Genomic DNA, 14731 nt, shown 5'->3' with positions numbered 1-14731 from the left:
CAAGTAAAGCAAAAGCTCCGCTTGCGCCAATCAGCGCAAGCGGAGCTTTTTTAATAACCATGCTTATTACAATTACTTAGCCAACTGCTCCCGTACTTGCTCAGTCGCTTGGATCATGTTGCGCAGCGATGCCACAGTCTCATCTACACCACGCGTTTTAAGTCCGCAGTCCGGGTTAATCCAGAATAATTCTGGCTCAAGCACGTTCAGAGCGCGTTTGATCATCGATGTCATTTCCTCTACCTCCGGCACGCGAGGGCTGTGAATATCGTATACGCCTAGGCCAATACCCAGCTCATACGTGTGCTCCTCGAAGCTGTGAATCAGCTCGCCATGGCTGCGGGACGTTTCGATGGAAATAACGTCGGCATCCAGCGCGCGAATGGAATCAATGATGTCATGGAACTCGCAATAGCACATATGCGTGTGAATTTGCGTCGTATCCTTAACGTCAGAAGTGGACAAGCGGAAGGCAAGCACAGCCCAGTTCAAATAGTGCTCCCAATCTTCACGTTTTAGCGGCAAGCCTTCACGAAGGGCAGGCTCATCCACCTGAATCATTTCAATGCCCGCTTCCTCCAGCGCCTTCACTTCTTCTGCCAAGGCAAGCGCGATTTGGTAAGCAACCTGCTCACGAGTCAAGTCGCTGCGAACGAACGACCAGTTCAAAATCGTAATCGGGCCCGTCAGCATGCCTTTCACCGGTTTAGAAGTCAGCGACTGCGCATAAACGGTTTCTTCGACAGTCATCGGCTTGCTGAACTGCACATCGCCGTAAATGACTGGCGGTTTTACGCAGCGCGAGCCATAGGATTGCACCCAGCCATTTTTCGTGAAAGCAAAGCCTTCCAGCTTCTCTCCGAAAAACTCAACCATATCCGTACGCTCAAACTCTCCATGAACGAGAACATCAAGGCCGATCTCTTCCTGCAGCTTGATCCAATGCTGAATTTGCTCCTTAATGAATACGCGGTATTGCTCCTCGCCCAAATCACCACGACGCCATTGCCGTCTCGCTTGGCGAACTTCCGCCGTTTGTGGGAAGCTGCCGATTGTCGTTGTCGGCAGGAATGGCAGCTGCCAGCGTTCCTTCTGGCTCACTTGGCGCTCTGCAAATACCGCTTTGCGCTCCGATGGCTGCGCATCAATGCTCGCTACAGCGGCATGGACGCTCGCACGGCCACGGGACGGCGATGCGGCAAGTGCAGCCAAAGCTGCTGCATTGCGATCAAACGCCTCTTTTACCGCTGCTTCTCCTTCATTCAGCGCAGTTGCCAGAACGGCAATTTCCTCCAGCTTCTCATTGGCATACGCCAGTGCGCCTGCAAGCTCTGCCGGCAGTGCCGTTTCAAGAGCCGCTGACACAGGTACATGCAGCAGGCTGCAAGAGGAGCTTACAATCAGTCGGTCGTTTGGCACGACTTTAGCAATACGGGCAAGCAGCGCTTTGCGCTCCTGAAGATCCGCCCGCCAAATATTGCGGCCGTCAATAACGCCTGCACCCAGCACTTTGTCCTGTGGGAAGCCGATTGACTCCAGCTGCTGCAGGTTCTTTTCAGCGCCAGCTGTGAAGTCCAGACCTAAGCCCTGTACAGGCAAAGCCGCGATTGCAGCATAATGCTGAACCGATTCAAAATACGTTTGCAGCAGCAAATTGAGCTTAGGTGCCGCTTCATGAAGCTGGGCATAAATGCTTTGCACAAGCGCCAAATCTGCTTCGGAAACGTCTGTTACAAGCGAAGGCTCATCCATTTGCACCCATTGTACGCCTTCTTGCTCCAACTCGCGCAGCACCTGTGCATACAGCGGAACATACTGAGCAGCAACTGTAGCAAGCTCAGAAGCGGCATAGCCTTTAGACAGCTTGAGGAATGTATAAGGTCCAACAATGACTGGTTTGCCTTCGATGCCCAGCTTTTCCTTTGCTTCGCGGTAAGCGATCAACGGACGGTTCTCGGTCAGCGCCGGCGTAATGCCTTTCAGCTCAGGAACGATGTAGTGATAGTTCGTATTGAACCATTTCGTCATCTCGGATGCCGAAGCGGTTTTGTTGCCTCGCGCCATTGCATAATAGGTCATTACCGATACGGGGCCGCCTGTATAGCCAAAGCGCTCAGGCACAACGCCAAACATCGCAGCTGTATCAAGGATATGGTCATAATACGAAAAATCATTTACCGGAATGAGATCAATGCCGCCCTGTTTTTGCAATTGGAGATGGTTTAGACGAATCGTCTCCAGCTGCTTCAAGAAAGCCGCTTCCGCAAGCTTGCCGCTCCAGAACGCCTCCAGAGCTTTTTTCCATTCTCTGTTTTCACCGATACGCGGATATCCCAAACTGCTGCTTTTTACTTGACTCATTGTTATTGCCTCCTGTTTTTCATTATTCATCCTTGTGGATGGATGTTATAATCCTTTGTTATTTCATCAACAAACTCAGATATATACTTATGGCAGTGCGAGCGAATTTCTTCGCGGCGGCCTTTCCCTATACATCCAATTTGCTGCCAGCCAGAAACTGCAAAAAGGGACGTCCTACCCTGTACAGAAATGTGGGTAAAGACGCCCCTCGTTTCAACAAACGATGGCTGCCATCTTTAACACCTCCCTATCTCCCGTAGGTACTGCAGTGTATAGAATAAGGCAGGTCTCCTGGCTCCAGCATCATCATCGCTGCGCTCGCCTTCCCGGCATCATGCCAGTGGCTTTATTGCGCAAAACTCCGCTGTTACAGTGGCGGGACCGCGCCGGTATTGCACCGGACTTCCCTTTTAAGCTCAAGACGTTACGCAAGAGCACCCTATTCCTCGCTATTTAGTTGGTCGATCTTTATTTATACAAGGTGAAACGGAGAAATATAGAGATAGGATGGAAAAATCATATCCTTTCCTATATTTCAAGCAACATGTATAAATATACGAATTTTTGCGTTTTTATACAACAAAAGATTTTACAGCCGCTTTAAATTGCGCGAGCGTACGCGGCGCCTGCTGTTCTCCTCGCAGCTCAGGCGGCAGTGCCTCCCAAGCTTCCAGCACCATTGGCAGCGTGAGTCCAAGGCTTCTGAGACGCTCGCCTTCGCGAAATACCGTCTCCGGCGTACCCTCCAATATACAGCGGCCCTCATTCATGATGAAAATCCAATCCGCCCAAGCATAGGCCATATTCATGTCATGCGTCGCCATAACCGGCGTTATGCCGCTGGCATGAATGCGGTCCAGCTCAGCCATCAGCCGCTGCTCCGATATCGGATCGAGATAAGCAGCCGGCTCATCAAGCAGCACTAACTCCGGCTCCAGGGCCAGTACGCCGGCAAGAGCGACTCGCTTCTTTTGCCCAAGGCTGAGATGATGCAGCGGCTTATGCGCCAGTTCCTGCAAGTTCAGCTGCTGAACGATGCGCGCCGTACGTCTGTCAATTTCCACTTCTTGAAGCCCCGCATTGCGCAGCCCATAGGAAATATCCTCATAAGCGGTATTCAAAATGAGCTGATGCTCCGGGTCCTGAAAAACAAGGCCGACGCGCCGTCTCAAGCTGGCAAGCTCTCTGGGCTTGTAAGAAAGCGGCTCGCCGCGCCAGCTGACAAAACCGGATTGCGGACGATTAATGCCAATAAGCTGCAAGAAGAGCGTCGACTTGCCCGAGCCATTATGCCCGCACAGCGCTATCTTCTTGTTCGCCGGAATACGCAGCTCTAGCCCGTTTAAAGCGGTCTTGTCCGTTCCGGGATAAGCATAGCTCACTTGGTTCATTTCCATAATGGTTGATGCCCGATCGTTATCCGCCAGCTTATTCACCTCCATACCGAAGCCATAGCTCTGCTGCCAGCAAAATCGTTAAGCCGAGCCCCGCTTCCGCCCAATATCGGAGGCGAACCGTCCGCTTTACACTAGGCGCAAGACGGATTTCATTCGTAAATCCTCTTGCCATAAGCCCATTCGAGAGCCCCTTGTATCGATGCATCGTTTTGACGAAGAGCCGCACAGCAATCGCCGCCGTACCCTGCAATTTGCCTTTAAAACCGTGTTGACCGCCGCGTGCACGCTGCGCGACCAGCATAGCCCCCGCCGTATCCAGCAGCAGAAAGATGAAGCGATACATAATAATCATGAGCTCCAGTACAATTTGCGGCATTTTCAACCGCTTCAGCACTTGCAGCAGATCCGGGAAGGGGGTCGTCAAGGTGATAAAAAACATACATGCCAGGCAAGCAAGAATACGCGTAAAAATATGTCCGGCCAGCCCTAACGATGCCTCTGGCACATACAGGCTAAGCGGCTCCCATGAAACGAGCATCCAGCCTGCTTTCGCTGCCGCCAAGCTTCCCGCTTCGCTGCTGCTATTGCTGAATTCAATGAGCAGCGCGGGCAAGCTGAGAATGAACAGCAGGCAAGAGGAGAAAAGCAGCGCCGCATAAAGCTTAGCGGGCACTTTCGCATAGCCGACCGTCCACAGTGCAAGCCATCCGAAAATGACAAGCTGTACGAGCGGATGAGCGATATAGGCAAGCAGCAGCAGAAGGGCTGCAAGCCCGCATTTCCAAATGGCGGGTAAATCCCGCAGCTTATTGGAATAAGAAATCGTATCAATCCATTTCATCATTGCTGCTTTGATTTCCCCGACTTCCCTTTAAAAAGGCCAATCACATAGCCGATTACGCCAGCGCCAATCGCAGCTTGCAGCGCGAACAGCATGCTTTCCGTTTCTCCCGGCACCTCAGTCAGCGGAGACGCCCAAGGCTCATAATGGGGCGCAATCGTCTGGATCATTTCCTCCGCCGCGCCATCTGCGCCGCCAAACTCGGCGTTAATGAATATTAAAGGCGCAACGGCAAGCAAAACAACAATGGCTAATATCCAAATATTTTTGGCACTGCGGCTCATTACACGCGATCCCCTTTCATTCTCCGCTTCAAAATAGACAGCTCGTCCGTATTAAAAGATTGCAGCCAGTTCCAGATCAATACCGTCAGCAAGCCTTCGCTAATAGCAAGCGGAACCTGGGTAATCGCAAAAATACCGCCAAATTTCATAAAGGATGCGAGAATGCCGCCCTCAACCGCCGGAAAAGCAACAGCCAGTTGAATCGAAGTAACGATATAAGTGGCCAGATCGGCAACAGCGGCAGCAGAAAAAATCGCCACGCCTTGCTTGCTGCCTGAACGCATCAGCAGCCGATAGACGGCATAGCCAGCAGCGGGACCTGCAACCGCCATTGAAAAAGCATTCGCCCCAAGCGTCGTCAGCCCGCCATGTGCAAGCAGCACCGCTTGAAACAGCAATACCATAGAACCTAATACGCTCATGGGCAGCGGCCCGAACATAACCGTTCCAAGCCCCGTTCCCGTCGGGTGCGAGCTGCTGCCTGTAACGGAAGGAATCTTAAGCGCGGACAGCACGAAGGTGAAAGCTGCCGCCAAGCCCAGCATCAGCTTAAGCTCTGGTGCTTCCTTTGTAATTTTCCGAATGGCGCGTACACCCAGGATGAAAAAAGGAATAAAGGCCACCCACCAAAAAATCGCCCACCCCACAGGCAAAAACCCTTCCATAATGTGCATCGCATAAGCGGATTGCGGCTCATTCACCAGTAAAAAAAGCGTGAAGCCAATAACCAGCAAAGCGGTGCTAACTGCTGTCTTTCTTTTTAACTTGACCATTCGTTTCAATACCCTCCCCAATGTGTTCATGCCTAAAGACAACAAAAAATGACCGCTTTCCCTTCGCTGGGAAAACGGCCATGTGTACGCAGAAATAGACGGTTGCGCCAGCAAACAGACTGGTAGCAATCGCTTTCGTTCGTACACCTATCCTTTCCGCGAAGGCACTGTGGTGCTGGAACGAGGTAGGTCTCCTGGCTAGCGGATCATTATTTTCCTTCGTCTTCCCTGGCTGCCCTAAAGCTTAGGCCAAGTGACTCCTGCTGGTGAAGGAAAACTCCCCGATTACAGTGGCGGGACCGCTCGGGATTTGCACCCGATTCCCTGTTACCCTTTGACGTGCGCAAAGGCACCTCGTTCCATGTCAATCATTTTTCAAAATCCTTGTATTCATTGGTCATTTTGTAGTTTGATCTTATCACAAAAAATTCAGGCTGTCCCCTATAAATGTAAATGGCTACCTTCCTGTTAGAAGAAGGACAAAATAACGCCTACGACAAAACCGCATAATGCGCCGTTGACACGAATCCACTGCAAATCGTTGCCGACCTTTTCCTCCAGCATGGAGACGAGCGCCTTGTCATCCATCCGGTCGAGATTATCCCGAACGAGCGCACCGATGCGATAGTGATTATTTTCAATAAGTCGAACGAGATAGCCGCGAATGCCATCTTCCCAATTGGCGAGCATTTCCTGCTTGCCATTCAAATAATCCGTTGCAAAACGGTATCCCTGCACAATGGCGCGCCCTCCGCTGCGATGCTGCTCCTCCAGCTTGTCCAGCACGAGCTGTCTCAGCTCCTCCAGACGCAAATGGATGAAGCGCTCCGTTTCAACGCTGTCCACCCCCTGTTCAATGAGCTGCTTCAGCTTGAGCATCAGCTCTTCGTTATCGGCAAGCTTCTCCGCCTGGGCTCTCACCTCAAGCAGCAGCTTCTGCCGATGCGGGCTTCCAGGATGGGAAAGCTCCTGCATCGTAGAGAGCAGCATGTTCTGGATCAAACCGCCGAGCTTCTCCTCGTTCATAAAGCCGACGAAAGCTTGCAGTGCAAACCCCATGAAGCCGCCTACCTTAAGCTCCTCCAGCTTTTTGAAGGCGAGCTTGCCGAGCATTTCCTCGGTTTCACGCTTGCGAATCCAATGGCCTACATGCTCCAGGCCGTAATCCAGCGCCCGTTCATCCCAACGCTCATGGACGAAACGATCCGCCAGCTTGCGCACGATTGGCGTAAAATCCTGCTTTTTCACATAATCCGCCAAAAATCCATGCAGCACACCGCTAACCCGCTCCAAAGGCAAGCGCTCCACTGCCGACTGGGCAAAATCAACCGCTGCCAGCCTGAACTTGCGCTTGCCAATCAGCCGAGTCGCCGCCGATGCTGCCCCTGCGAACAGTTGAAAGCCAGACAGCTTGCGGGTAATGCTTTCTTTATTCAGCAGTTCATTTTCCATAGCGCTGATGAGCGAGTTCACGATTTTCGCCCGGTTTTTGAGCAGCAAGGACGTATGCGGAATGGGAATGCCCATCGGATGGCGGAACAACGCCGTCACCGCAAACCAGTCGGCAATTCCGCCGACCAGCCCCGCTTCAAAGCCGCTTTCCAGTAGATGTGTCCACGTGTTGTCTGGCAGCCACCATCTCGTAGTAATAAAGCCTGCCCCCATAACGGCAAGCGAAATACCTGCTATATATCTTGATTTCATCGTTGTCCTCCTAATCGCGGGCCCCAGCGCCCTCCTGTTGCATATTGCCCTATTATACCAGATAATGAGGTGGCAAGCGTAAACGGCTGTGCCTGCCTTCGGCAGCACAAGCTCGTTTCGCGTAGAAATATAAGCGTTGCAATAAGAATCAAACTTATTGATCTTATATTTCAAGAGCAAACGGCGTTGTCGGGTATTGGCGACAACTGCTCGTTTCTCGTAGAAATATAAGCGTTATAATAAGAGTCAAACTTATTATTCTTATATTTCAAGCGTAAACGGCTGTGCCTGCCTTCGGCAGCATCAGCTCAAATTTTCAACTACACCATTGTTTCGTTACATATAAAGGAGATTACCTGCGTGCTCAAACTACGAACCATTTTTCTAAAAATGACTCCGCCGCAAATTCTTACGCTTGGCTTTCTCGCGATTATTGCGGCGGGTACCCTATTGCTTTCTCTGCCTCTGGCTTCGTCAACCCATCAGGCAACGCCGCTCATTGACGCATTATTCACTGCCACATCCGCTGTTTGCGTAACGGGGCTTGTCGTCGTCGATACCGGCATACACTATTCAACCTTTGGCGAGCTCGTCATTCTCGTGCTTATGCAGGTTGGCGGACTCGGCTTTATGACGATGTCTACGCTGTTCGCCCTTGCCCTGCGCAAACGGATATCGCTGCGCGAGCGGCTGCTGCTGCAGGAATCCATGAATCAATCTTCGCTGGAAGGGATCGTCCGCTTCATTCGGCGCGTGCTCATTTATGCTTTTGCCATCGAAGGAATCGGCGCCCTTGTTCTGGCACTGCGCTGGTCAACGGAAATGCCTTTCGGCAAGGCGCTGTATTTCGGCATGTTCCATAGCGTGTCGATGTTCACCAACGCCGGATTTGATATTATGGGACCGCTGAACGGCCCGTTCAGCAGCTTTGTGAATCATGTTAACGATCCTATTATTAATGTGATCGTTATTGCTCTCATTTTTCTCGGCGGGATCGGCTTTATCGTGCTGGCGGAAATGTGGGATTACACAAAAACGCGCAAGCTGTCTTTTCACTCCAAGGTTGTGCTGTATGCGACAGGCATTTTGTTTGTCGCAGGTGCAGCCGTTATTTTTATTTTCGAGTTTACAAATACCAAAACACTAGAGCCGCTTAGCATAAGCGGCAAGCTGTACAGCTCGTTGTTCCAAAGCATATCGCCGCGCTCGGGCGGCGCAAATACGCTGGATATTGCTTCTCTGCGCCATGCGACGCAGTTTCTCATTATTTTGCTCATGTTCATCGGCGCATCTCCGGGCTCTGCGGGCGGCGGCATTAAGGTGACGACGTTTGCGATTCTCATCGGTGCGGTGTTTGCAATGATTCGCGGCCGCGAGGATGTCGTCTTTTTCCGCAGAAGGCTCGCAAAGGACCGGGTGTACAAAGCGCTGACAATTACGATTGCCTCGCTGGCGGCGATTATTTTATTTACGATGATTTTATCTACCACCGAGGATGTCGATTTCCTCGTTCTGCTATTTGAAGTAACGTCCGCTTTCGGTACAACTGGATTGTCGCTTGGCTTAACGCCGCATTTGACGGTGATTGGCAAGGTGCTGATTATTATTATGATGTTCGCTGGGCGGCTTGGCCCGCTGACGCTGGCGTTCACACTCGTTCCTGCTCAGGAGAAGAAGGAGCTGTATCGCTATCCGGAAGGGAAAATTATGATCGGATAACATGCGGCGAGGAAAAATCATTTTATAAGGAAAGGGCAGTTCATGAAAAAGAGGCTTGTTTCGAAAAAAATCAAAACGCTGTTGCTTTGCGTCTTAGCATTTGCCGCAGCGGTACTGTGCTGGTTTTCCTATGAAATTTGGTCATTTAGTATGAAGGATGAAGCGAAGCCTGCTGATGCGATCCTTGTGCTGGGCACGGCGGTCTGGGGCGATCAGCCATCCCCTGTGCTGCGGGAACGCCTGAATCATGCTATAAAGCTGTACGAGCAAGGCTTTGCCGAGTATATTATTTTTACCGGAGGACGCGGGTCTGCGAATGAGCTTGCAGAGTCAGAAGTATCACGGAGCTATGCGATTGAAAAAGGCGTGAAGCCTGAGCATATTTTGATCGAAGTCCAATCTCTTATTACAGAGGAAAATTTCGAATATTCGCTAGTCGTTGCGAAGCCATATGAGCTAGGAACCTTCATCATTGTCAGCGATCCGCTTCATATGAAGCGCGCACTCATGATGGCCAGCGAGCTGGGAATGACGGCATACTCTTCGCCAACTACGACCTCCGCATATAGCAGCATGCGCACGAAACTGCCCTTTTTCTTCCGCGAGCTGTTTTATTATACAGGCTATCGAATTATATATGCTCTGAGCTAGCTGAATGCCTTCAGCCCTCAGAGTATTTTTTTGCGCTGAAAAACTAGTATTATACATTTTTGGCATGCGAATTCCGATAAAAAAGGATAGGATTATTTTACTAAGATGCTGTAAGGGAGATTGCTGAAATGCCTGATAAGTTGAAGAACATGTTAAAGCTGCTGCAGGAGCTATGGTTTATGCCTTTCGTCGTCTATACCGCCGGACTTGTGTATGTACAAGGCTCTTTTCAACCTTATTTCGGTGATATGTTCATTTTCAAAGATATTTTAACATTTTATCCTGTTTCTCAAAGCCTGTATTGGATAAACGGCATTTATATTTCCTTCTTTTTATCAATTCCTGTTGTAACAATAGCTGTACTTGCATCCCGCAAGGATCGGAGAAAGCCTCGTAGGGCACCTAATCGGTCAAATGTGAGGATTAGACGTTTTCGGTATTTCGTTTTACGAAATCGTATGCATCCCTTATTATTATTAATTCATGGCCTTTTATTTCTTAGTTTTATTATTACTATGATAGTTTTTCAAATTTTAACCTTGGATAAAGATTCAAATCTACCGCTGGCCGTGCAGAATATATTCTTCTATGGCGCTTTTTTTCTTATTTTTTATTTTTCGTATCAAACCGCTTCCTATTTCAAAATGAATGCACCGGCAACAAAGATAAGCATCATTTTCGTTACAGCTATCATATTGATTTTTTCCATATACCTAAGCGGCATCCATGCGCAATATATTAATATTTCAAAATACGAAGCTCAGAAGAGTACAATTGAAATGTCCAGAGTCTCATTGGATAATGAAACGCTGACACTCATTAAAATGGATATTTCAGCTGATTATTATATCGGATACCATACAGGTACTAATCGAACTATTTTTATAGCAAAAGATAATATTAATAAAATCGAAAATTTTCAAGCCTCCTATGCAGGAAAAAAACAGCTCGCTGATCCTTCTGCTTTAAACGATGAAGAGGATGTTATTATTAAAACGTTGCAAAGCTATTATGATTTTAAGATTCATTCGGAGAAACTCACGAAATCATGTACGCAATCATGCGCCTCATTCGACGCCTTTAAGAAACTGCAATCAAATGCCTACTTACGCAATGCATCAGATTCCATTCGGTTAAAATATTTGCAGAATAACCCCTATCGTGGCAAGGAGGAGGAAGACTATTTTGGTGTGGACATCTCCTTGCCAGAGCGGATTAAAGGGGACGCGGCCTTAAGAGCCGTCTATGTCAAAGAATATTGGAAAGACGATATTTTCTATATAAAATATACGCTGCAAAACGTCGCTGATTTGGATAAAAACGCGTGGATCATTATTAAAGATGAGGAAGTATTTTTTGACTTTCAATAAAGGAGCTCAAACGAATCGAGTGTAGCGCGGACGGGCACTGATGAAGGCTGTAGTAACAACAGAAAAGCAAATAGAAATTTGGCGGACACAGCAGCAGCTATTTGTTGCAGATAAAGGGGAATGAGCAGGTTCGCGGACTCAGCAGCCGCTAATCACCCCCTTTATGATCATTTATAGCGAGAAAAACCGCATTAACGGCTTTCCTGTCCGCTTGCCCGCCAAAATCGCCTAAAATGGGCAAATAGCTGCTGCTGAGTCCGCCTAGACCAAGTGTAAACGGCTGGCACCGTCCTCTGGCGGCAAAGCTACCGTTTCGCGGGTGAAATAGAAGGCAGCCGATTGTCATTCTCCTTGCTCATGACAATCGGCTGCCTTTTTCAATTTTAAGTTAAGCGCTTTACCAAACATGAAAAAATGCTCCTATGAGCTAATGTTTTCGACCTCGACGGAGACGACATTTTTATAGCGCCGAAGATCCTCGTAGACAGAGGTTGTCGGGTGCAATTCCCGCGATGACAGCACGAGCTGAATTTCTTTGCGGCCGTCGCCAATATCTTTGATTTTCGTATGCTTGATCTGGTGCTCCGATCGAATTTTCGTCATCAAGCCGTCCAGCTCAGCCGAACGGTCAAACGTCATGCAGACCGATAGGTCGCGCTCGCGCAGCTTTCTCGGTCCTAATGCCCGAACCACGAACGGCACCAGATTGACTGCCATGATGATGAAGCCTACGGCAGTGAACGCTTCTTTATAGAAGCCTGCTCCTGCCGCAATCCCAAGCGCCGACGCCGACCAGACCATTGCAGCTGTCGTCAGGCCGGAGATGACATCGTTATTTCTTCTCAGGATGACGCCTGCGCCGATAAAACCGATGCCGCTCACAATTTGTGCCGCCAGCCGCATCGGGTCCATGTTAGTCATGCCTGGATGGGCAAGCTCAGTCGACGCTTCGATCGACACCATCGTAATTAAGCAGCTTGCGACCGCGATCACCATGCTCGTCTTGATGCCAAGCGGCTTGTGCCGGAGCTGGCGGTCTACACCGATCAGCAGCCCAAGCAGCAAAGCCGCCCCCAATTTAAGTACAAACAATATTGTAATCACCCCTTCTGGGGGAGCATCTTCCTGAAGCGCGATAGTCAATCAGTTAGCTGCAACTCCATATATACGGTTACTGCCCGTTTGCCCCATTCCCATCGCTTGGAGACAAACGGATATGAAACGTCCGATCATAAGGTGTCAGCACGTTGACAACCAGCGTCTGGCAATCTGCCGGGAATGCAGCCCCGCGGATCGATTTGGCCCAATGCTCGTGCGCACCGCCCTCCATCTCAATCCAGTCGCCGCCAGCTGTAAATTTTACAGTGCCTGCTTTCCAAAATTGCGTACCTGTCTCGGCAGGAGCCAATTCGCCGCCAGCGAATTGCCCTTCCTTCCCGAATACGAAGGAAATTTGGGTTAGCAGCACATCCGGCTTGTCGCATTGAACACGCAGCTGCCAGCCATCATACGTTTCCGTCAACTCAATTCGCACATCATGCTGCTGCAAATGTGTTACCTCACGCAGCTGATGCGGCAGCAAATACCATGGGCTGACGGAATGGCTTGCTATTTCAGGCAAACGATCAGTTGCGATCGGCCCGTAGTAGCCTTTTGATTCCGTACCCGTCAGAACATAGCCGGATTCGAGCTGCTCCAAATGGTTCATCTTGATGAACCCCGGATCAAACGAGCTGCTGACCTGCACACCAAGCAGCCGTGCCGCCCCATGTCGAAGCGCGAAAAACGAATTCGTCTCCGTCATGACCGTAACGCTCGTTTCCCCATCCCGCTGCCGGGCAACCGGAGCGCCGAAATCAGGATGCAGACGGCTGTGATAAATCCGCCCGCCATGTCCAGCCGACTCCATCTGACTTAAATAATGCTGCCGATTAAATTGCCCGTTGATGACAACCCGGTAATGATCTGGCAGACTGCCGCTTTTCACACGTAGCTCTCTCAGCTCCGGATGAAGCAAAAATCCGAGCAAAACATTGTTTGGGATTGGTCCCGGATGGTTAAGCGCTGCGATTCCCAGCTCAGCCAAGGCAGCGAATAAAGCATTCTGATCGCGCTGTGCCATAAGGCAGGAAGCGAGTGTATAGCCGGACATATCGAATGCTTGACCAAAGTCCTGGCGTCCAGAATAATCCGTGACGACTTCTCCGTCAGGATGGATCAGATAGGCCATCATTCGCAGATTGCGGCGAACCGGCTCCAAGAGCTCAGGCCGGCCAAGCAGCTCGCCCGCATGGAACAGCATAATGTCGCTGACGCCGTTATAAATGCCGTTGCTGCGTTCCGTCCATTCCCCATCCTCCGTGCAATCCATGCCTTCAGCCAGCCACTGGTCGGCACGAGCTACAAGCTCGGCATTGCCCGTCAGCCTGTGCAAGAAGGCAAGCGCCGCTGTCAGCACCCAACGATGGTTCGGCGTATGGCAGCCACCGGTCAGCAGCGCAGGTACAGACCGTTCTAGAAACTTTCTAATGTCCGCTCGAACACGCTCAAGCTCCGCCCATTCATGCTGCACCAGCAGTTCATGCAATTGAGCAAGTCCAACGACCGCGAACGCGGTATCGGGAGGTGAATGCATATTGGTCCAACCCGGCGATATCGTCCCGTCCTCATGCTGTTCGCGGACCGTGAAGGCCGCCGCCAGCTCCAAACGCCGCAGCAGCTTTTCGTCATGATAAAAGTTGGAGCTTTCATCAACAAGTGAGCATGCCCATATCGCCATAAACGTTGGCGTTCCCATGTGGGTCGGCCAAGCAACCCCGTTGTCCGGATCGGCTACACCGCCGTAGAAGCGGCTGCCGCTGTCCATTATTTGATTATCGATTCCTTGCTTGACCCAGCCATCGTTGACGGCAACCAGCTTCTCATGCATGTTCATCTTCCTTCCTCATTCTCCGTTGATCCGCTAAGCGTATGCCTAATCATAGCCAGCTCCGCCTCAATTCGCTCAGGTATTTCTTCGTACAGCGTTTCCCACGGAACGAACAACGGCTCACGCTCCGCAAGCTCGTAAGGAACGAACTCAAACGATGGCGTGAACCGATGATACGCCTGCTGATAGGCTCGAACTAGCACATTCGTCTCTTCATCATACTGCCCCAGCGCCTTGTACCACTCCGGCAATGTAAGACCATCCAGCCCGGCATCGCGGTCTGTAGCAGTGCGCACGTTCGGCAGCAGCTCGAAAATAATCGGCAGCGGCGAGAAGGCGTGCTTTCCAGGCTGCGAGTACAGGCTTGCTGTTTTCCCCTCCAGATTGGAGCGGTCAGGCAGCAGCGCCTTCATGTATTTGCCGTGAAAGCTCGCTTCCGCATCCACTACGGCGCCGTCCTTGCCTACATAAATCCATACATGCTCCAGCTCGTACAGATGCTGAATGTCATAATCCCAATAAATCGCGAATTCGATTACATAATCGACAATAGCATCCAGCCGTTCAAATTTACGCCGAAACGACGGCGATTGCTCGCCTTCGCGCTGGACGGAAACGCCGACCCGCACCGGATAAAACGGCTCTTTTTTATCAAAATAAAGCCGTGGGGCATAGGACGCCAGATGCTTAATGTCCATCATC

The 14731-nt window shown here is 50.5% G+C and carries 13 protein-coding genes and 2 riboswitches; of the genes, 3 read left to right on the top strand and 10 right to left on the bottom strand.

Translation table 11 applies throughout. The features are described from left to right. Positions 1 to 72: 72 nt before the first annotated feature. From metE to AC6B99_RS08285, 6 genes are all read right to left on the bottom strand, one after another. The gene (gene metE, locus AC6B99_RS08310) at positions 73 to 2361 is read right to left on the bottom strand and encodes a 5-methyltetrahydropteroyltriglutamate--homocysteine S-methyltransferase (RefSeq protein WP_494878534.1); all 2289 of its coding nucleotides are present in this window, start codon (positions 2359 to 2361) and stop codon (positions 73 to 75) included. A gap of 264 nt (positions 2362 to 2625) precedes the next feature. Continuing rightward, a riboswitch (cobalamin riboswitch) is annotated at positions 2626 to 2818 on the bottom strand. A 115-nt stretch (positions 2819 to 2933) separates the two neighbouring features. Next, positions 2934 to 3803 carry an energy-coupling factor ABC transporter ATP-binding protein gene (locus tag AC6B99_RS08305; protein WP_496663174.1) on the bottom strand — a complete coding sequence of 290 codons (870 nt, stop codon included), beginning with the start codon at positions 3801 to 3803 and terminating at the stop codon, positions 2934 to 2936. Next, the gene (gene cbiQ / locus AC6B99_RS08300) at positions 3790 to 4602 is read right to left on the bottom strand and encodes a cobalt ECF transporter T component CbiQ (RefSeq protein ID WP_494857792.1); all 813 of its coding nucleotides are present in this window, start codon (positions 4600 to 4602) and stop codon (positions 3790 to 3792) included. Before cbiQ ends, AC6B99_RS08305 begins: the two co-directional genes overlap by 14 nt. Then, positions 4599 to 4883 (bottom strand): energy-coupling factor ABC transporter substrate-binding protein, encoded by a 285-nt coding sequence (locus AC6B99_RS08295; protein ID WP_056043411.1) that lies wholly within the window; start codon positions 4881 to 4883, stop codon positions 4599 to 4601. Before AC6B99_RS08295 ends, cbiQ begins: the two co-directional genes overlap by 4 nt. Beyond that, positions 4883 to 5656, bottom strand: a complete 774-nt coding sequence (locus tag AC6B99_RS08290) for an energy-coupling factor ABC transporter permease (RefSeq protein WP_496663173.1) — start codon at positions 5654 to 5656, stop codon at positions 4883 to 4885. The genes AC6B99_RS08295 and AC6B99_RS08290 overlap by 1 nt, the downstream gene beginning before the upstream one ends. A 167-nt stretch (positions 5657 to 5823) precedes the next feature. Beyond that, a riboswitch (cobalamin riboswitch) is annotated at positions 5824 to 6028 on the bottom strand. Positions 6029 to 6124: 96 nt separating this feature from the next. Further along, positions 6125 to 7360, bottom strand: coding sequence for a DUF445 domain-containing protein (locus AC6B99_RS08285; protein WP_056043405.1), 1236 nt, complete (start codon positions 7358 to 7360; stop codon positions 6125 to 6127). A 390-nt stretch (positions 7361 to 7750) separates the two neighbouring features. Here AC6B99_RS08285 and AC6B99_RS08280 point away from each other — a divergent pair, with 390 nt between their 5' ends. The 3 genes from AC6B99_RS08280 (at position 7751) to AC6B99_RS08270 (ending at position 11100) form a co-directional block, all read left to right on the top strand. Then, complete coding sequence (locus AC6B99_RS08280) at positions 7751 to 9079, top strand: TrkH family potassium uptake protein (protein ID WP_496663259.1); 1329 nt, start codon at positions 7751 to 7753, stop codon at positions 9077 to 9079. 42 nt (positions 9080 to 9121) lie between these two features. Then, the gene (locus AC6B99_RS08275) at positions 9122 to 9730 is read left to right on the top strand and encodes an ElyC/SanA/YdcF family protein (protein ID WP_494857787.1); all 609 of its coding nucleotides are present in this window, start codon (positions 9122 to 9124) and stop codon (positions 9728 to 9730) included. Between the two features lie 128 nt (positions 9731 to 9858). Beyond that, positions 9859 to 11100: a hypothetical protein gene (locus AC6B99_RS08270; protein ID WP_496663172.1), complete on the top strand. Its 1242-nt coding sequence runs from the start codon at positions 9859 to 9861 to the stop codon at positions 11098 to 11100. A 148-nt stretch (positions 11101 to 11248) separates the two neighbouring features. On the opposite strand, the gene AC6B99_RS08265 is transcribed toward AC6B99_RS08270, so the two are convergent. The 4 genes from AC6B99_RS08265 to AC6B99_RS08250 all read right to left on the bottom strand — a co-directional run bounded on the left by AC6B99_RS08265 (position 11249) and on the right by AC6B99_RS08250 (position 14730). After that, entirely contained in the window at positions 11249 to 11446 is a 198-nt protein-coding gene (locus tag AC6B99_RS08265) for a hypothetical protein (protein WP_496663171.1), read from the bottom strand. 74 nt (positions 11447 to 11520) lie between these two features. Beyond that, positions 11521 to 12201 carry an MgtC/SapB family protein gene (locus AC6B99_RS08260; protein WP_494858750.1) on the bottom strand — a complete coding sequence of 227 codons (681 nt, stop codon included), beginning with the start codon at positions 12199 to 12201 and terminating at the stop codon, positions 11521 to 11523. Positions 12202 to 12271: 70 nt separating this feature from the next. Further along, positions 12272 to 14035 (bottom strand): hypothetical protein, encoded by a 1764-nt coding sequence (locus AC6B99_RS08255; protein WP_496663170.1) that lies wholly within the window; start codon positions 14033 to 14035, stop codon positions 12272 to 12274. Further along, a complete protein-coding gene (locus tag AC6B99_RS08250) occupies positions 14032 to 14730 on the bottom strand; it encodes a hypothetical protein (protein WP_496663169.1) in 699 nt (232 codons plus the stop codon). The genes AC6B99_RS08255 and AC6B99_RS08250 overlap by 4 nt, the downstream gene beginning before the upstream one ends. Between the last annotated feature and the right edge of the window lies 1 nt (position 14731).

It is taken from the genome of Paenibacillus liaoningensis, from assembly GCF_059609455.1.
This window is presented reverse-complemented; position numbering and strand designations above follow the sequence as displayed.

Bases quoted from the DNA above. Each gene is read 5' to 3' on its own strand.
- metE (WP_494878534.1), bottom strand. From the start codon at position 2,361: ATGAGTCAAGTAAAAAGCAGCAGTTTGGGATATCCGCGTATCGGTGAA.
- AC6B99_RS08305 (WP_496663174.1), bottom strand. From the start codon at position 3,803: ATGGAGGTGAATAAGCTGGCGGATAACGATCGGGCATCAACCATTATG.
- cbiQ (WP_494857792.1), bottom strand. From the start codon at position 4,602: ATGATGAAATGGATTGATACGATTTCTTATTCCAATAAGCTGCGGGAT.
- AC6B99_RS08295 (WP_056043411.1), bottom strand. From the start codon at position 4,883: ATGAGCCGCAGTGCCAAAAATATTTGGATATTAGCCATTGTTGTTTTG.
- AC6B99_RS08290 (WP_496663173.1), bottom strand. From the start codon at position 5,656: ATGGTCAAGTTAAAAAGAAAGACAGCAGTTAGCACCGCTTTGCTGGTT.
- AC6B99_RS08285 (WP_056043405.1), bottom strand. From the start codon at position 7,360: ATGAAATCAAGATATATAGCAGGTATTTCGCTTGCCGTTATGGGGGCA.
- AC6B99_RS08280 (WP_496663259.1), top strand. From the start codon at position 7,751: ATGACTCCGCCGCAAATTCTTACGCTTGGCTTTCTCGCGATTATTGCG.
- AC6B99_RS08275 (WP_494857787.1), top strand. From the start codon at position 9,122: ATGAAAAAGAGGCTTGTTTCGAAAAAAATCAAAACGCTGTTGCTTTGC.
- AC6B99_RS08270 (WP_496663172.1), top strand. From the start codon at position 9,859: ATGCCTGATAAGTTGAAGAACATGTTAAAGCTGCTGCAGGAGCTATGG.
- AC6B99_RS08265 (WP_496663171.1), bottom strand. From the start codon at position 11,446: ATGACAATCGGCTGCCTTCTATTTCACCCGCGAAACGGTAGCTTTGCC.
- AC6B99_RS08255 (WP_496663170.1), bottom strand. From the start codon at position 14,035: ATGAACATGCATGAGAAGCTGGTTGCCGTCAACGATGGCTGGGTCAAG.
- AC6B99_RS08250 (WP_496663169.1), bottom strand. From the start codon at position 14,730: ATGATGGACATTAAGCATCTGGCGTCCTATGCCCCACGGCTTTATTTT.